Here is a 15,701-nt window from a genome sequence, read left to right as displayed (position 1 = left end):
ACGATCTCTCCTCTCCTAATTGGCGTTTCCTTCGGTATGACCGCGCTCCGTACCGCCGTCGAAACGGCTGACGAACAGCGTGTCGTCGCGCACCTCGACGACGACGACGCGCTCTCCCGCATGGAGCGTCTCTCCGTCGAAGCTCGCGGCGATCTGGTTCGTACGGCCGGCTCCGACCTTCACCAGCACTTCCCCGTAGCCTCTCGGCGGAATCGGGACGAGCACCTCGCCGATCCGGCCGGTCAGCTCGCGGATGGAGAAGGCCGTGGAATTCTCGCTGTCGTCCATCGGCCGGACGTACGCGACGTAGACGACGTACGCCACGACGACGGCCGCGACGAGTGAAACGACGACGGCCGGCGCCCCGCCTAGAGGCGTATAGTGCAGCAGCAGCAAGCCTGCGCCGCCGAACGCCGTAATGCCGCTGACGATCACCATCGGCTTCAGCTTCCGGTGGCCGTCGACGGACAGAAAGTCGAGCATCCCGTCCACCGCGTGGCTGACCAAATCGCCGAAGATGACGGTGACGACGGCGAACAGGACGCCTCCCGCGAGACATGACCAGAACAGTTGCTCCACGCGCTTCGCCTCCGTTTCTTCCTGCTTTTGTCAAACCGGCAAGCGGTTTTCCAGTCGTCAGGTAATACGCGCGTACTCCGCTTCGGTTTCACAATTTCGACATATTTATGGCCGATTCAACAGCCGGTTGACGAACGCGATCGAGCGAACCGTATCCTCGACCATCGACCGGACCGGCTTCGTCTCGGGCGGATGCCACAGCTCGAGCGCCAGCCAGCCCTCGTAGTTCGCCGCTTCGGCGGCGCGGAACAGGCCGGCGAAGTCGATGTCGCCCTCCGTCAAGTCCTCCGTCGGCACGCGGCCCGATTGATTGCGAAGATGGAACGCGAAGACGCGCTCCGGATATTGCCGCACCCACTCCGTCGGATCGCAGCCGGCCGAATGCGCCCAGCCGGTATCGACGCACAAGCCGACCGATTCGCCGGCAAACTCGACGACCGAGCGGAGATCGGCTTCGCAAAGCGCCTTCGAGTCGGCGTGGTTGTGCATGCATACGTTCAAGCCCAGCGTGCCGACGCGCTCGGCGATGCGAGTCAAGTTCTCGCCCTGCCGCTTCAAATCGTCGTCCGTCTTGGGCTGGCGCTCGCGCCATGAGCCTTTCGGATCGGCGTTAAGCAGCAGGTCGGTTCCGCCCGCCTCGGCCAGCCGTTCGGCGAACGGCATCACCGTCCGGTCGGCGTCGATATCCGCGTAAGGGACGTGCAGCGGCAAGCCGACGTACGAGGCGGAAACCGCCAGCCCGAAAGAGCGCGCAAGCGCAAGCGTCTCCGGCGTCGCGTCGATCTCGACCGCGTCGATCCCCGCCTCCGCGCAAGCCCGGAACAATTCGGCGAAAGCCGGCTCCTTGCCGTCCGCCTTCCACCGTTCCGTCCAGCCGTACATCCCGGTCGATATTCCCCGTACGTTCATCGTCCCGCCTCCCGCTCTTGTTCCGGTCGTCTCACGGCGACCGTTTGGTTCTCTCCGGTTTCCGCGCAAGCGCAAATCGCCGCGATGCAGCGGAAACGATCGACCGCGTGCGCGCCGACGTTGGCGTGCGTCCGGGCGATAACGCCCGCTCCGTTCCAATAAACTCTCATCCGGCTCACCTCGTCTACTATTTTGAGTTTCGGCTTCGAAACAAGTTATAATGGATCATATTTATACTAACCCTATTCTTACGGCGGGAGAAGCGATGAAAAAAAAGAAAACAAAGCGCCGTCCGTTCCGCGCGCTCGCCCGCTTGCTGCTGTTCGCCGTCGTCCTGTCCGCGCTGTTCGTCGGGGGGATGAGCGGAGTTATTCTGTATACGTGGAAAACGTCCTCCGGCTCGCCCGCCGACTGCATCATCGTGCTCGGCGCCGCCGTTTGGAACGGCAAGCCGAGTCCGGCGCTCAAGGAGCGGCTCGACGTGGCGCTCGACGCCTATAACCGCAAGCTGGCCCCGCGCCTTATCGCCACGGGGGGAATCGGACTGCCGGGAGAGCCTTCGGAAGCCGAGACGATCAAATCGTACTTGGTTCAGCACGGCGTACCCGCAAACGCCATTCTCGTCGAAGACCGGTCGCGCAGCACGTACGAAAACTTGCAAAACAGCCGTGCGCTTATGCGGGAGCGCGGCTGGAAGAGCGCCGTCCTCGTCACCCACGGCTTTCACGCGTTTCGCGCGCATATGATGGCGAACATGCTCGGCATCGAATCGACCGTCGAGCCGGTCCGCATCCGGCCGGGGCGATTGGCCTATTATACGATTCGAGAAGTCGGCGGCATCGCTTATTTGCTCGTCACCGATCCGCTTCGCTCGATTCGGGCGATGCTTGCGTCCTGAGCTTGTCCGTATCGCCCTGATCCGTTAACCCGATCCGATTGACAGGAGGGAGTCCGTTGTCCGTTATCGTGCGTTCCTATACGTTGGACGATTATGAAGCGCTGCTGGACGTCCAGCGCGAATCGTTCCCGCCCCCGTTCCCCGAAGAGCTGTGGTGGAAGCGGGAGCAAATTGCGGCCCATGTGGCCACTTACCCGGAAGGCGCGATGGTCGCCGTCTGCGACGGGGAAATCGTCGGCTCCGCCACGTCGCTGCTCGTCACGCATACGGGCAAGCCGCATACGTGGGAGGACGTATCCGACCGCGGCTACATCCGGGGCTCCCACGACCCGAACGGCGACAGCTTGTACGGCATCGATCTTTGCGTCAAGCCGGCGTACCGGTCTCGCGGCGTCGCCGCGGCGCTGTATGACGCGCGCAAGCAACTCGTCGTCCGTTCCGGCCTCAAGCGGTTTTTGGCCGGCTGCCGCATTCCCGGCTACCACCGGTACGCGGACCGGATGAGCGCGGACGAATACGTGCGCCGCGTCGTCGCCGGCGACATTCGGGATCTCGTTCTCTCTTTTATGCTCCGCCAAGGACTTACTCCGCTACAATTGCTCGAACATTATGTGGAGGACGAGGAATCGCTCCATTATGCGGTGCTCGTCGAATGGGCACATCCGAAAGGAGTATAACGACCATGAAACCGAACCGAATCGCCGCCGTCCAATACGGCATCGGCCCGCTCCGCTCCGAGAACGAGTTCTGGAACCGGATTCGCCGTCATATCGCCAAGGCGGAAGCCGAAGAAGCGCGGGTGATCGTATTCCCCGAATATATGACCGGCCATCTGCTCTCGCTCGCGTCGCCGATGAGCAACGTCGAAGCGTGCGAATATTTGCACCGGTTCACCGACGAATACAAGTCCCGGTTTACCCGGCTCAGCCGCGAAACGGGCATGCTCATCCTGGCCGGCACGCACATCCATCGGGACGGCGCGCCGACCGAAGCGGAATCGCACGCCTACTACAACGAAGCGTTTTTGTTTTTCCCCGATGGGCGTATCGAAGGGCATAAGAAAAACCACCTGACCCCTGAGGAACGGCGGTCTTGGCCGCTTTTGCCGGGGGACCGGTATGCGGTGCACGACACCGATATCGGCCGGGTGGCGATACAAATTTGTTACGATATCGAGTTTCCCGAAGGCTCGCGCATACTCGCCGACATGGGAGCGGATATCATTTTGTGCCCGTCCTATACCGACGCCGCCGCCGGCTATTGGCGGGTACGCCACTGCAGCCAGGCGAGGGCGATCGAGAATCAGCTCTACGTCGCGCTGAGCGGCATCGTGGGCAGCATGCCGGACGTCGCCCAAGTGGACGAAGGGTATTGCCAGGCGGGCATCTTCGCGCCGTGCGACCGTCCGTTTCCGCCGAACGGCATCCTTGCCGCCGGCACCGTCAACCGGAACACGATCGTATGCGCCGACGCGGACTTGGAGCGGCTGGCGGAAAACCGCAGCTTGGGCGCCGTTTCCCCGTACTTCGACCGCCGTCCCGACCTGTACGCCGCCTATCCGGCCAACCGGGAACGCCCGAGCTAAGTCGTCGGCTTGCGCTGCACGTAGTAGAGGAAAATATGCTGGACGATTACCTTCAGCACCGCGAAGCAGGGCACGGCTAGGATGAGTCCAATGATGCCGGCCAGCTCGCCGCCGATCAGCAGCGCGAAAATGATGAGCAGCGGATGCATATGCAGCGTCCGGCCGACGACCTGCGGCGAAATGACGTTTCCTTCGAGAATTTGCACGATCAGATTGACGACGACGACGAACAGCACCATCTTGAACGAGACGGTCGACGCCATGACGATGGCCGGAGCCGCGCCGAAAAACGGACCCAGATACGGGATGATGTTAAACACCGCCACGATGCTCGCCAGCAGGAGCGCGTACGGCATCCCGATCATCCAATAGCCGACGTACGCGAGCAAGCCGACCAGCAGACAGACGAGAAACTGGCCGCGGATATAGTTGCCGAGGGCGGTGTCGATGTCGATGACGAGCTTGATCGCGTTTTTTCGGTGCGCGCGCGGAACGGTTGCCAGCACCGTTTTCTCGATCAGCCGGTAATCTTTCAGAATGTAGAAGGCGAGGAACGGCACGATGAACGCGACCATGAGCATGTTGATCGTGCTGCCGATACCGTTGACGAAATTTTCGACGAAATGGGCCAGCCCGTCCTCCGCTTTGGCGAGCGCATTGTTGATGCCGCTGCGCACGCTCTCGGGCACCATCCGGTTGTCGTTCAACCCGTCGAACAGCCCCTGCGCGCGCATCGTCAGCTCCGGCATATGCTCGTTCAGCTCGCCGAACTGCTTGACGAACATCGGCGTCAAATTCATGACGACGACGATGACCGACGTGACGAACACCGCGTAAATGAGCAGCACCGCCATCGTTCGCGGTACTTTGCGTTCATTCAGCAGCCGGACGATCGGATTGAGCACGTATGAGATGATGAGCGCGATCAAAAACGGCGCAAGCACCGCTTTCAAAAATCCGTAAGCCGTCGACAGCATCGGCTTGATTTGCTGCAGCAAGAACAAGATGATGAGGCCGAGCAGCATGTAGACGAGCGCGACGAACGTCCGGCTTTTCAAAAACTTATCCATTCCCCGCCCCCCTTTCCTCTTACAGTATATGTACAACCCCGCCCGGATCATTCAACAAGAAAAGAAGCCCGTTCCGTCGGGCGGAAGGGGCTTTCGCATAGAGCTATCGGCGCAGCAGGACGATCGCCTGCGGGATGACGAGCCAGAAGCCGGACAGCGGCGCGAAAAAGACGCCGATCAGGCCTACCGCAAGCAAATGCGCTCCGAGAAAGAGCGGGACACGCTGCCCGTTGTTCGCCAGCCAGCCGACGACCCGGGATAACGTCCAAATCATGGCTCCGAAAAGGAAAAACCAAAAGGCGCTGCTGCGGCCGCCGGAGTCGACCGAATTGAACAACCCGTCCCTCGCCATATCGGCGAGCTGTCCCCTGTACAAAAAAATGCCGACGACCGTGTGCAGCACGGCCGTCCACGCCAAGGCGACGGCAACGAATCTTTTCGATTTCATAAGCATTCCCTCTTTCCGGTCAATCGTCGATTTCGATTTTACGGTTCGAGCTTCGCTTGCCCGCCTCTTCGCCGGGGTTCGTCGACGTCCCCGACTTTTCCAGCTTGCCGATTTCGGCGTCGAGCAGGGCGCGTACGCCTTTGAGCGCCTCCGCCCTCGAAGCGCGGAAGTGACGCATCGCATCCGATGGCGCGAACGCTTCCTCGAACGTTTCGCGGATCAAGCTTCCGGCCTCCAGCAGCTTCCATACCGCCTCTCGTTTCATCGCTTATTCCTCCTCCGCCCGTTCATGTTCCCGCTGCCGTTCCCCGAATCGGAGGACCAGCCTGCCGTCCGTAAAACGCGCCCCTTCGATCGAGCGGCCGAGCAGCAGATTCGGCAGCACCACTTTGCGCTTGTACGGACCCGCCTGCACGGTCAGCTCGTCGCCTCGCTGGTTAAGCTGCAGCAGCTCCTTTTCGACGAACGGCAGCGCCAGCTCCATCAAGTAGCCGTCGCCTTCCTTGCGGATCGATTGCGTTTTGTCCCGGTGCAGCACGGCGGATACGTCACTCCCCTCGAAGGCGATGTCGCCGAGCCGCTCCAGCATCGGAACGCCCACGACCTCGGACTCCATCATCGGGATGCGGAACGTCGGCAGCGCGCCGAAGCTGTCCTCGATTTCCTCCATATATTTCTCCTGTACGGTCCGCCATTTCGTCCAATACCCGCCGGTCGCCTCGGGCGGCCAAATCCGGTTGACGACGACCGCATCGGTATGGAAGCCGTATAGGTTCAAGTAGGTGAACGCCCGTCTCGCCTCGGAGATGACCATCTTCTCGGGATTGACGACGAGCCGCACCGTCGTCACGTCGCCGTCCATAATCCATTCCTGCAGCGCTTCGAGCTCGCGGACGAACGATTCCACGCTGTTCATCACGTTGTCGTCCGGCAGCTCGAGACCTCCGGCCACCAGCTTCGCGACGGGGCGAGCCAGCTTGATCAGCCTGCGTTCGACCGGAAAAATTTTGTTCACCCACCAGCCGAGCACGCTCGGATAGCTGAGCAGCCGCAGCGTCTCGCCCGTCGGCGCGCAGTCGACGACGATGGCGTCGTATTCGCCACCGGCCGCATGACGCTTCAGCTCCATCAAGCTGAACAGCTCTTCCATGCCGGGGAATACGAGCATCTCCTCGGTTGCGACATCGTCCAGCTTCGCCCAGCCCATAAACCCGGACAGCCAGCCTTGCACCGCTCCCCAATGCTTCTCGGTCTGCTTGACGCTGTCCACCTCCTGCGCCCACAAACGGTCGGATACGTGCACCGGCTCGGGGCCGAGCGTCGTATCGAGCGAGTCGGCCAAGCTGTGGGCGGCGTCCGTGCTCATGATGAGCGTCCGCAGCCCCTGCTTCGCCAGTCGAACCGCCGTCGCCGCCGCTACGCTCGTTTTGCCTACGCCGCCTTTTCCCGTGTAAATGATAATTCGCATGGGTATACCTCCCGCCGATTATTAATACGATTTCGTAGTATTAGGCTGAAAAGGAAGGCAGCGACGGAAGCCGTCTCTCTGCCCCTTTCCTTTCGGTTGCCGGTCAATCGTCGATCCGGATGCGCGACAGCTTCTCCTTGCCGGCGGCCGGTTTCTCCTTCGCGCCCTTGTCCTGCTGCAGCGCCTTCCCCACCTTGAGCGCCAGAGCCAAAAACTGCTCCAGCTCCTTCGGCGTCAATGCGGCTTGCACGCGTTCGAACCATACGCTCATCGTCGCGTAGGCCCGATCCCCGATCGCCTTCCCTTCGTCCGTCAAGCGGACCCAGTAGACGCGCTGATCGGCATCGGACCGGGTGCGTTCGATCCAGCCTTTGCGCACGAGCCGCTGCGCCAAGCTCGTCACCGTGCTGAGCGGCGCGCCGAGCTCGGTCGCCAGCTCCGACATCGTCAGCCGGCCGCGGTAGCGGATCGTAAGCAAGGCGGCCAGCTCCGAGCGGTTCATCTTGCTTTCCAGCTCCGCCGCACCGTCGAGCAAGCTTAACGGACGCAGGCCGTTGCGGAAAAACAGCTCGAACAGTTGCTCCATGCCGAATGCATCCTCCATTGCCGCGAATTGTCAACGTTGCTTGGATGGTTTTATAATACTACGATATCGTACTAATTGCAATCGGTTTGTTGTTTTCGCTTCAAAAACGTCAAAAACCCGTCCGGTTCGATCGGACGGGTTGGCCGGCAGGCCGGCTTTCGCATCAGGTAGCGTGAACTTCGGGCATTTCCTCTTCGAAGAACAGATCGTCCAGCGAGCTGAGCGTCCCGTCCTCCTCCACTTGGTAAACGGACATTTTGTCCCCGTTCACGGTCAGCTCGATAAAGCAGCTCCAGCAATAGTATTGGTGGGAGCCGATTTTCCCTATATCTTTCGAATTGCAATTCGGACATCTCAACATTATACTCACCCTATTTCATGAAATGATGGCGTGTCTTGCGCGACGCAACCGACGGGCACGATGACGGCGTCCTCCCCGATCGTCGCCGATTCCGGCGAGGGGAGCCATTTGCGCCCTTCCTTGATGTCGGATATGAAACCGCCGGACAACTCGTAGCCTACTATCTTTTTATCCATTTTTTCCCCGAAGTAAACATCCTCCACCAGGCCGAGCTGATCGCCGTTCACCGTAATGACCGGCATTCCTTTCAGCTTGAAGTTGCCGTTCAGCAAGCCGAACGTGTCGGACTCGTCGTCCCAGCTTCGGACCGCTTCCTCGTTCCCGATCGTGACGGCGTCCGCCCCGATCGAGACGATGTCGTCCCATGCCACATACCGGGGAGAAGCGAACCAGTGCTTCGATTCGAGAAGCACACCCTGAAGATTCCAATCGCGGTCGATCAGAAAATCTTTTGCTGTCCCTACTTGCTTGCCCGCCTCGATCTCGATGACGGGAAGCCCCATGATGTCTTGTGCCCTGCGCAAGGTGTACCCTCCTAAGAGCTTTGCCGGAGGCAAAGCTTGCATCGAAAGCATCCGCTTAGCTTTGCCGGAGGCAAAGCTTGCATCGAAAGCATCGGCCAATCCGTATATATGATGCACGCACCGGCGGAATTTCATTCCATCGGATGCAGGTTGTCCTTGCATGTACAGTTCGTTCCATCCAGTCGAATCAAGAGCGTACCCGAACGCAGCGTCCTTCGACGCGATGCTCACCTCCTTGCGATACGGTACGGGGGATGCCCTTACGATCTATTACGAATGCGGCGCGAAATGGTTGCAGCTTTTTCCGCCGCATAACGAATTTGTTCGAAATTTTGCGAATAACCGAAGCTGAACCGAACGGCGGAGCGCATTACCGCGTCCGGCAGCTTCATCGCGCGCAGCACGTGGGACAGCTCGAGCGACCCCGACGTGCAGGCCGACCCGCTCGCCGCGGCGATGCCTTCGAGATCGAGGCTCATGAGCATCGTCTCGGTGTCGACTCCCGGAAAGCTGACGTTCAAAATGTGCGGCAGCACGTCGGAAGGATGCCCGTTCACGGTAAAGCCGTCCGCTCCCAGCTCGCGCGTCAGCGTACCGATCATGCATCCGCGCAGCTCGGCTACGTGTCGCGCGTTGTCCTGACGGGCGGCGACGGCCAGCTCGGCCGCCTTCGCGAAGCCCGCGATGCCGGCCACGTTCTCGGTGCCGGCGCGGCGCTTCCGTTCCTGGGAGCCGCCGTACAGAAGAGGCTGGATCGCGATCCGCTTATTCACGTACAGCGCGCCCACGCCTTTGGGGCCGTACAGTTTGTGCGCGGAAAAGCTCATCAAATCGACGGGCAGCTCCGACAGGTCGATCGGCAGCATGCCGAACGCCTGCACCGCATCCACATGGAACGCGATGCCGCGCTCGCGGGCAAGCTCGCCGATTTGCCGGATCGGCTGCACCGTGCCGACCTCGTTGTTGCCGTACATGACGCTGATGAGCATCGTGTCGCCGCGGACGGCCGCTTCCACGTCCTCCACGCGGACAAGGCCGGTTTCGTCGACCGGCAAGTATGTGACGTCGAAGCCGGCCCGCTCCAGCCGCTCGCAGGCATGAAGAACGGCGTGATGCTCGACTTGCGTCGTCACGATATGTTTGCGTTCGGCGCCGAATTGCGCCGCCGCCCCGAACAGCGCGGCATTGTCGCTTTCCGTACCGCTGCCGGTAAAGATCAGCTCTCCCGGCGCGCAGTTCAACAAGCCGGCGAGCGTATCGCGGGATCGGCTCACGGCAATGCGAGCCTCCCTGCCGAACGCATGGAGGCTTGATGGGTTGCCGAACGTTCCGGTGAAGTACGGAAGCATCGCCTCCAGCACTTCCGTCCGCACCGGCGTCGTCGCGGCGTGATCGAGATAAATCGGATTCATCGGTCGGTTCCCGTCAAATGTAGAACATGTAGTTCTCGTTTTTGCCTTCGTCCTGGTACGAGATCAAGCCGGCGAGCGTCGTCGAATCGAGCACTTCGGCGATGCTGTTCTTGATCCGGATCCACAAATCCCGCTTGGCCGGGTCGTCCTCGTCGGTGAAATCGACGGGGCTGATCGGTCCTTCCAATACCCGGATGATATCCCCGGACGTCACTTCCTCCGGCGGCCGCGACAGCACGTAGCCGCCGTAGGCGCCGCGAATGCTTTTGACCAGCCCCGCGTTGCGCAGCGGCGCGATGAGCTGCTCCAAGTAATGCTCCGACAGCTGGTGTTTCTCCGCAATGCTCTTGAGCGATGTGGGGCCCTCTCCGAATCTGGTGGCCAGCTCCATCATGATCGTAAGCCCGTATCGGCCTTTCGTCGATATTTTCAAAGTTGCACCTCATTTGCCATTGTACGTTTCTATTTATTGTAGCCAAGCGGCGGACGATGATTACGTTCCGCCCGGCGGAATATTGGAAAAAACTTGCATATGGTAGCGAATATCATATATATGTTATCATAGTTGCCCCCGTTATGGTATCCGAAACGTTGACAACTTCGAGAAAAGTTTGCGAAAACCGATAGGGAAGTTTTGGCGGGAACAGGCCCATCCGGAGGCTTCCGCGGGAACGACCGCGTCATGCGAAGACCGGCGCAGCCGCAAAACCCGGACGCGTCCTCCGAGCGAAATCGAATCGTTTGTGGTAATATAGAGGGATCGATGGCAGCATTACGAAGAACGTCGCGAAAAGAGGTCGACACATTATGGCAACGAACCACGCCAACACGCGGATCGTCGTCGGCATGTCGGGCGGAGTCGATTCGTCCGTCACCGCGCTGCTGCTCAAGCGGCAAGGGTTCGACGTCATCGGCATTTTCATGAAAAACTGGGACGATACGGACGAATTCGGGCATTGCACGGCCGAAGAGGACGCCGAAGACGTGCGTCGCGTCTGCGCCCAGATCGATATTCCGTTTTATACGGTCAATTTCGAGAAGGAATATTCCGAGAAGGTGTTTCAATATTTTCTCGACGAATACCGCAAAGGCCGGACGCCGAATCCGGACGTCATGTGCAATCGCGAAATCAAATTCGGCGAGTTTTTGCAAAAGGCGCTCGCGCTGGGCGCCGACTATTTGGCCACAGGCCATTACGCCCGCGTCGAGCGCAAGGACGGCGAGTACAAGCTGCTGCGCGGCGTCGATCCGAACAAGGACCAGACGTATTTCCTGAACGCGCTGAACCAAAGCCAGCTGTCCAAGGCGATGTTCCCGATCGGTCATTTGCCGAAGGCGAAAGTGCGGGAAATCGCCCTCGAAGCCGGGCTCGCCACGGCGAAGAAAAAAGACAGCACCGGCGTCTGCTTTATCGGCGAGCGCAATTTCAAGGAATTTTTGAGCCAATACTTGCCGGCCAAGCCCGGCGAAATCCGGACGTACGACGGCGAGGTGAAGGGCCGGCACGACGGGCTGATGTACTATACGCTCGGTCAGCGCCAAGGGCTCGGCATCGGCGGGTCCGGGACGGGAGAGCCGTGGTTTGTGGCGGGCAAAGATTTGGAATCGAACGTCCTGTACGTCGTGCAGGGCGAAACCGATCCCCGTCTGTACACGAAAGGACTTTCCGCCACCGACTTGAACTGGATCAGCCCGACGCTGCCGGAAGCGCCTCTCGCATGTACGGCCAAGTTCCGCTACCGTCAGCCGGACCAAGGCGTGACGGTCCGCTTCACGGGAGAAGGCCGCTGCGAGGTCGAGTTCGACAAGCCGCAAAAAGCGGTCACGCCGGGACAAGCCGTCGTCTTCTACGACGGAGAGACTTGCCTCGGCGGTGCGATTATCGACAAAACGTACTGAATTTATGCGAAAGGCGGGAACGTCCCGCTTCCGGCCGATCCGGAAGCGGCGTTCCCGCCTTATTTCGTTTATCGGTCCGGCACGATCGGGACCTGCTGCGGCACGCCACTACGTCTGGAGCTCATCGCGGCCGACGCCGTCGCGATCGACAGGAGCGCGCCCGTGCCGTCGAACAGCGCCCGTTTGTCGTCCTCGATCGGTTTCCCCCCGATCGCGTCGAGGAAGCATCGCATCTCGCGCCTCATCGCCGTCTGCAAAAAGGCGGGAGGCCGTTTTTGCGGGTCGCCGTAAATGACGCCGCCGTCCATCACCTCGTAGATGCGGATGCGCTCCTCGTTGTCGAGCGGCTCGTCATGCAGCCCGAACGAAACGGTCCTCTCCCCCGGCTTGCGAAGCTCGACGGCGGACCGGCGGAAGTCGATCCGGATCGCGCCCTCCGTGCCGTTGATTTTCATGTAATGCTCGCCCCAGCGGAAGCCGGAGCCGGTCTGGAGCGTGCCGAAGCCGCCGTTCGCGAACCGAAGCGTGAGCAGAAGCACGTCGTCCTCGTCGCCGAAGCCCGGTCCGCGATGCGCCACGTTGTCGCCCGCCATGTACAGCTCCGCCGGCGCTCCCATCAAGGCGAGCATCAGCTCCAGCTCGTGGATGTGATGGAACAAGTGTCCGCCGGACTCGCGTTCGTTTTTTTTCCAGCTGACGTCCGGCTTCGGCTCCTCCCAGCCGGTCCGTTCCGAGTGAATCGCGATGGGCCGGCCGATGACTCCCTCCCGGATCCACCGCTTCACCCGCTCGATGCCGTCGAAGAAGTGCAGAATATGGCCGGCCATGAACCGAACGCCGGCGCTCCGGCACGCCTCCGTCATGTCGCGGCAATCTTCATTGCTCAGCGCGACCGGCTTTTCGCAAAAGACGTGCTTGCCGTGCCGCGCGGCCAGCAGCACCGGCTCCCGGTGCAAGTGATTCGGGCTCGCCACGACGATCGCGTCCACGTCGTCTCGCCGCACCAAATCTTCGAGCCGCTCCTCGAAGCCGCAGCCGATTTCCTCCGCGACGGCGCGCGCGCTTTTCCCGCTCCCGCCTTGTACCGCCGCCACCCGTGCCCCCTCCATCTCCTGCAAAAGCCGGGCGAACTCGCCCCCGAAAAAGCCGCAGCCGACAATGCCGAATCCGATCGGTTTCATCTTCATCTCCGCCTTCATAAATATAATATGGTATGACCAATAAAACATGAAAAAAATCCAAGTCCGACTCTTTCGATTCTCCTTTACGCTCCGTCGCCATTATGCCGGAAACGACTATTCTCACCCCGGTTCCCTATCCTCCTTATTTATATATATGATGGTCATACCACAATGATCGTTTCTCTCTTATTGTACCCCGGCGCCGGGAACCGGTCAATCCTTTTCCTTCGCGGCCGACGCAGCCGGGTACGGCGCCGACTGCCGGCGCCGTACCCCGTATCCCCTTCCCCGGTCAAGGCCCGTCGAAATAGCCGATCCGGCGCGACAGCTGGGACGCCAAGCTTTTCACCGTAAAGCCGAGCTCGTTCATTTTCTCCTCCGCCACCCCGTAGCCGCTCGTGCTGATCGCGGCGATGACGTCGCCGTCCTTGCTGCGTACCGGCGCCGCGAAGCAGCGCACCCCGTAGCTCGACTCCTCGTTGTCGACGGCGAAGCCGAGCTGGCGTACGCGCTCCAGCTCCTTCCTGAATTCTTCGAACGAACCGATCGTATGCTCCGTCGTCTTTTCGAACGAGCAATGCTCCAACACCTTCGCCACCTGCTCCTCCGGCAGCCATGCCGTCAAGCATTTGCCGAGCGCCGTATTGTAGACGGGACGGCGTTGGCCGACGGCGCCGAACAAATATTTCAGATGATCCGGCTCGACGTTGACCATGTACAGGACCGAATCTTTCTCCAGTATGGCGAGATGGGCGGTAAAGCCGACGCGGTCGACGAGCTCGATCAATATTTTTTTGCCTTCGTCCACCAAGTTCGTCGAGTTCGTATAGACCGAGCCCAGCTCGAACGCCTTCGGCCCGACCATATACTTGTCCGTGTTTTTCAGCTGCTCGAGATAGCCGTGCGAGAGCAGCGTCAGCATGAGCCGGTGGACGACGCTCTTGTTCAGCTGCAGCTTGCGGGCGACTTCGCTGACGCCCAGCGGGCGGCGCTCCTCGATGAAGCTTTGCAAAATGCTGAGCGTCCGGTCGACGGACTGAATCATGAAATAAGGGGCTTCTTTGGCCGATTTTCGGTTTTCCATCACGAATCACGTTCTCCTCACGTTCGCATTCCGGCGATCCATGCCGTCTCTTATCGCGTTACGCATTATTATAGCAAACGGCGTGCCGAAAAAGATAGCGGGCCGCTCCGGAGGACGGAAAGTCCCGGAGCGGCCCGCTGCCGCGAACGGCCGTTACTTGTTGTATTTTTTGATAATGTCGTTGAACTTCTTCGAGATCGAATCGATCGTCTGCTTCGGCGTCGCTTCCTTGATGAACATCCGCTGCATTTCCGGGAACATCGCCGCCCGCATTTCCGGGTAGCCTTTAATGCCCCAGCCCGGATCGACGACCGGCCATTCCTTCGCCTTTCCGGCCAGCTTCGCCAAAAACTGCAGCTCCGGATCGTCCTTCGTCCATGCGGGAGCGTCGCCGAACGGATTGAACGTCTTGGAGGCGGTGGCGTACGTCTGGCTGCCGGTTTGCGACCAGTACAAAAACTTCTTCGCCCATTTGTCCTTCAGCGCGTCCTTGCTCTTGAACACGACGCCGAAGCCGAACTCCATCTTGAGCGCCGACTTGCCCTTGGTCGGCGACGGAAAGTTGACGTACATGTATTCGTTCGGACCGACCACCGAGCCGTCCTTCAACCCGTTCTTGATAATGTCCGCATGCGCGGTGCCGGCGACGACCATGCCGTTTTTGCGCTGCTTCCAGTAGTCGAGCGCGTTGACGGCCGACAGCGTCTCGGGGTGCGGGTGCACGAGCCCTTCGTCGACGAGCGATTTCACGAACTGAAGCGCCTGCTCGGAAGCCGGGCTGTCGGCCGCCGTGAACTTCGAGTAATCGTCCGTGAACAGCTTCGCGCCGTGCGTCACCATCAAGTTGTTGTACAGCTGGTCGCCCTGCTCGTTCAGCGCGAAAAGCGTCATCCCGTATACGCCCTTGTCTTTGTTCGCAACCGCTTTCAAGGCGGCCTTGAATTCGTCCGTCGTCCACGTCCGGAATTCGTCCTGCGGCAGCAAGTTTTCCGCCCCCGCCTCCTTCCAGAGCGACTTGTTCAGGATGAGGCCGACGAGGTTGGCCGAATACGGCATCGTGACGATCTGGTTGTTCACCGACACCATCTTCATGACGTCGGGATTTTTCTTGATCTGCTCGAGATCTTTCGCCGGGATGACGTCGTCGAGCGGTGCAACCGCTCCCATTTGCGCGTAGGCAAGCGTGCGCACCGGGACGTCCAGCAAAATGTTCGGCGCGGTGCTGGAGGCGATCGCCGTCGTAATTTTCTCGTTAATGCCGTCGAACGGAATCACTTCGACGTTTACTTTGATGTTCGGGTACAGCTTGTTCCATTCCGGAATCAAATCTTCCTTCACCCAATCGCCCGGCTTTTGCCCGGCTCTCAGCGTGCCGACCTGGGTCATCCAGATCGTAAGCTCCGTCTTCTCGTCCTGCTCGTTCACCGTCGACGTCTGCCCGCTTGGGGCCGGCTCCCGGGCGCCCTTCGAATCGCCGCCGCCCGTGCCCGCGCCGCAGCCTACCAGGAAAGCGGTCAGCGCGACGGCAAGCGACGACGCCACGATCCGTCCCGGCTTCCATATCCCCGCTGCTCTCCAACTGCTCATGTGCAACCCCTCCTTCAATCCATATCGTTTCGCTTCGGCTTCAGGTCCGCTTGAACGTCGTTCGTCCTGCCGGCTTCCCCGACCCGATGCCGTCACGATAACACGGACGA

General features: G+C 60.4%; 19 protein-coding genes. 4 read left to right on the top strand and 15 right to left on the bottom strand.

Annotated features, from left to right (window positions below; translation table 11 throughout):
* Positions 1–15 precede the first annotated feature (15 nt).
* The 3 genes from DLM86_RS17020 to DLM86_RS32100 form a co-directional block, all read right to left on the bottom strand.
* On the bottom strand, positions 16–579 hold the full coding sequence (locus tag DLM86_RS17020; RefSeq protein ID WP_110841246.1) for an NfeD family membrane protein: 564 nt from the start codon (positions 577–579) through the stop codon (positions 16–18).
* 105 nt (positions 580–684) lie between these two features.
* Positions 685–1,488 carry a sugar phosphate isomerase/epimerase family protein gene (locus DLM86_RS17015; RefSeq protein ID WP_110841245.1) on the bottom strand — a complete coding sequence of 268 codons (804 nt, stop codon included), beginning with the start codon at positions 1,486–1,488 and terminating at the stop codon, positions 685–687.
* The gene (locus tag DLM86_RS32100) at positions 1,485–1,658 is read right to left on the bottom strand and encodes a hypothetical protein (RefSeq protein WP_158289521.1); all 174 of its coding nucleotides are present in this window, start codon (positions 1,656–1,658) and stop codon (positions 1,485–1,487) included. The genes DLM86_RS17015 and DLM86_RS32100 overlap by 4 nt, the downstream gene beginning before the upstream one ends.
* 95 nt (positions 1,659–1,753) lie before the next feature.
* Between DLM86_RS32100 and DLM86_RS17010 the strand changes: the two genes are divergently transcribed.
* Genes DLM86_RS17010 through DLM86_RS17000 form a run of 3 tightly spaced genes read left to right on the top strand, consistent with a single transcriptional unit; the run spans position 1,754 to position 3,971 of the window.
* Positions 1,754–2,386, top strand: coding sequence for a YdcF family protein (locus DLM86_RS17010; RefSeq protein ID WP_158289520.1), 633 nt, complete (start codon positions 1,754–1,756; stop codon positions 2,384–2,386).
* 56 nt (positions 2,387–2,442) lie between these two features.
* On the top strand, positions 2,443–3,063 hold the full coding sequence (locus tag DLM86_RS17005) for a GNAT family N-acetyltransferase (RefSeq protein ID WP_110841243.1): 621 nt from the start codon (positions 2,443–2,445) through the stop codon (positions 3,061–3,063).
* A 5-nt stretch (positions 3,064–3,068) separates the two neighbouring features.
* Positions 3,069–3,971, top strand: a complete 903-nt coding sequence (locus DLM86_RS17000; protein ID WP_158289519.1) for a carbon-nitrogen hydrolase family protein — start codon at positions 3,069–3,071, stop codon at positions 3,969–3,971.
* Here DLM86_RS17000 and DLM86_RS16995 read toward each other — a convergent pair.
* The 9 genes from DLM86_RS16995 to cymR all read right to left on the bottom strand — a co-directional run bounded on the left by DLM86_RS16995 (position 3,968) and on the right by cymR (position 10,273).
* Positions 3,968–5,041: an AI-2E family transporter gene (locus DLM86_RS16995; RefSeq protein WP_110841241.1), complete on the bottom strand. Its 1,074-nt coding sequence runs from the start codon at positions 5,039–5,041 to the stop codon at positions 3,968–3,970. The genes DLM86_RS17000 and DLM86_RS16995 overlap by 4 nt on opposite strands.
* 103 nt (positions 5,042–5,144) lie before the next feature.
* Positions 5,145–5,489: a DUF6463 family protein gene (locus DLM86_RS16990; RefSeq protein WP_110841240.1), complete on the bottom strand. Its 345-nt coding sequence runs from the start codon at positions 5,487–5,489 to the stop codon at positions 5,145–5,147.
* A gap of 19 nt (positions 5,490–5,508) precedes the next feature.
* Positions 5,509–5,754 (bottom strand): hypothetical protein, encoded by a 246-nt coding sequence (locus DLM86_RS16985; RefSeq protein WP_110841239.1) that lies wholly within the window; start codon positions 5,752–5,754, stop codon positions 5,509–5,511.
* A gap of 3 nt (positions 5,755–5,757) precedes the next feature.
* Positions 5,758–6,957, bottom strand: coding sequence for an ArsA family ATPase (locus DLM86_RS16980; protein ID WP_110841238.1), 1,200 nt, complete (start codon positions 6,955–6,957; stop codon positions 5,758–5,760).
* A 103-nt stretch (positions 6,958–7,060) separates the two neighbouring features.
* Positions 7,061–7,543: a MarR family winged helix-turn-helix transcriptional regulator gene (locus DLM86_RS16975; RefSeq protein WP_110841237.1), complete on the bottom strand. Its 483-nt coding sequence runs from the start codon at positions 7,541–7,543 to the stop codon at positions 7,061–7,063.
* A 163-nt stretch (positions 7,544–7,706) separates the two neighbouring features.
* Positions 7,707–7,904 carry a hypothetical protein gene (locus DLM86_RS16970; RefSeq protein ID WP_110841236.1) on the bottom strand — a complete coding sequence of 66 codons (198 nt, stop codon included), beginning with the start codon at positions 7,902–7,904 and terminating at the stop codon, positions 7,707–7,709.
* A gap of 5 nt (positions 7,905–7,909) precedes the next feature.
* Complete coding sequence (locus tag DLM86_RS16965; protein WP_110841374.1) at positions 7,910–8,428, bottom strand: PRC-barrel domain-containing protein; 519 nt, start codon at positions 8,426–8,428, stop codon at positions 7,910–7,912.
* Positions 8,429–8,688: 260 nt separating this feature from the next.
* Positions 8,689–9,840, bottom strand: a complete 1,152-nt coding sequence (locus tag DLM86_RS16960) for a cysteine desulfurase family protein (protein WP_110841235.1) — start codon at positions 9,838–9,840, stop codon at positions 8,689–8,691.
* A 13-nt stretch (positions 9,841–9,853) separates the two neighbouring features.
* Positions 9,854–10,273, bottom strand: a complete 420-nt coding sequence (gene cymR / locus DLM86_RS16955; protein WP_110841234.1) for a cysteine metabolism transcriptional regulator CymR — start codon at positions 10,271–10,273, stop codon at positions 9,854–9,856.
* A gap of 374 nt (positions 10,274–10,647) precedes the next feature.
* Between cymR and mnmA the strand changes: the two genes are divergently transcribed.
* Positions 10,648–11,739: a tRNA 2-thiouridine(34) synthase MnmA gene (gene mnmA / locus DLM86_RS16950; protein WP_110841233.1), complete on the top strand. Its 1,092-nt coding sequence runs from the start codon at positions 10,648–10,650 to the stop codon at positions 11,737–11,739.
* 68 nt (positions 11,740–11,807) lie between these two features.
* Here mnmA and DLM86_RS16945 read toward each other — a convergent pair whose 3' ends face one another.
* The 3 genes from DLM86_RS16945 to DLM86_RS16935 all read right to left on the bottom strand — a co-directional run bounded on the left by DLM86_RS16945 (position 11,808) and on the right by DLM86_RS16935 (position 15,591).
* A complete protein-coding gene (locus DLM86_RS16945) occupies positions 11,808–12,920 on the bottom strand; it encodes a Gfo/Idh/MocA family protein (RefSeq protein WP_158289518.1) in 1,113 nt (370 codons plus the stop codon).
* Between the two features lie 292 nt (positions 12,921–13,212).
* Positions 13,213–14,004: an IclR family transcriptional regulator gene (locus tag DLM86_RS16940; RefSeq protein ID WP_110841231.1), complete on the bottom strand. Its 792-nt coding sequence runs from the start codon at positions 14,002–14,004 to the stop codon at positions 13,213–13,215.
* A 153-nt stretch (positions 14,005–14,157) separates the two neighbouring features.
* Positions 14,158–15,591, bottom strand: a complete 1,434-nt coding sequence (locus DLM86_RS16935) for an ABC transporter substrate-binding protein (RefSeq protein ID WP_110841230.1) — start codon at positions 15,589–15,591, stop codon at positions 14,158–14,160.
* Between the last annotated feature and the right edge of the window lie 110 nt (positions 15,592–15,701).

The sequence above is a fragment of the Paenibacillus flagellatus genome (assembly GCF_003217775.1).
GTDB lineage: Bacteria > Bacillota > Bacilli > Paenibacillales > NBRC-103111 > Paenibacillus_AB > Paenibacillus_AB flagellatus.
The sequence above is the reverse complement of the archived record's forward strand: the minus strand, read 5'-3'. Positions and strand labels throughout refer to the sequence as shown.

What these genes read in the sequence shown, in the direction of transcription:
- DLM86_RS16960 (WP_110841235.1), bottom strand. Translation starts at nt 9,840, where the DNA reads ATGAATCCGATTTATCTCGATCACGCCGCGACGACGCCGGTGCGGACG.
- DLM86_RS16995 (WP_110841241.1), bottom strand. Translation starts at nt 5,041, where the DNA reads ATGGATAAGTTTTTGAAAAGCCGGACGTTCGTCGCGCTCGTCTACATG.
- DLM86_RS16945 (WP_158289518.1), bottom strand. Translation starts at nt 12,920, where the DNA reads ATGAAACCGATCGGATTCGGCATTGTCGGCTGCGGCTTTTTCGGGGGC.
- DLM86_RS16990 (WP_110841240.1), bottom strand. Translation starts at nt 5,489, where the DNA reads ATGAAATCGAAAAGATTCGTTGCCGTCGCCTTGGCGTGGACGGCCGTG.
- DLM86_RS16940 (WP_110841231.1), bottom strand. Translation starts at nt 14,004, where the DNA reads ATGGAAAACCGAAAATCGGCCAAAGAAGCCCCTTATTTCATGATTCAG.
- mnmA (WP_110841233.1), top strand. Translation starts at nt 10,648, where the DNA reads ATGGCAACGAACCACGCCAACACGCGGATCGTCGTCGGCATGTCGGGC.
- DLM86_RS16935 (WP_110841230.1), bottom strand. Translation starts at nt 15,591, where the DNA reads ATGAGCAGTTGGAGAGCAGCGGGGATATGGAAGCCGGGACGGATCGTG.
- DLM86_RS17000 (WP_158289519.1), top strand. Translation starts at nt 3,069, where the DNA reads ATGAAACCGAACCGAATCGCCGCCGTCCAATACGGCATCGGCCCGCTC.
- DLM86_RS17010 (WP_158289520.1), top strand. Translation starts at nt 1,754, where the DNA reads ATGAAAAAAAAGAAAACAAAGCGCCGTCCGTTCCGCGCGCTCGCCCGC.
- DLM86_RS32100 (WP_158289521.1), bottom strand. Translation starts at nt 1,658, where the DNA reads ATGAGAGTTTATTGGAACGGAGCGGGCGTTATCGCCCGGACGCACGCC.
- DLM86_RS17015 (WP_110841245.1), bottom strand. Translation starts at nt 1,488, where the DNA reads ATGAACGTACGGGGAATATCGACCGGGATGTACGGCTGGACGGAACGG.
- DLM86_RS16980 (WP_110841238.1), bottom strand. Translation starts at nt 6,957, where the DNA reads ATGCGAATTATCATTTACACGGGAAAAGGCGGCGTAGGCAAAACGAGC.
- DLM86_RS16970 (WP_110841236.1), bottom strand. Translation starts at nt 7,904, where the DNA reads ATGTTGAGATGTCCGAATTGCAATTCGAAAGATATAGGGAAAATCGGC.
- DLM86_RS16985 (WP_110841239.1), bottom strand. Translation starts at nt 5,754, where the DNA reads ATGAAACGAGAGGCGGTATGGAAGCTGCTGGAGGCCGGAAGCTTGATC.
- DLM86_RS16975 (WP_110841237.1), bottom strand. Translation starts at nt 7,543, where the DNA reads ATGGAGCAACTGTTCGAGCTGTTTTTCCGCAACGGCCTGCGTCCGTTA.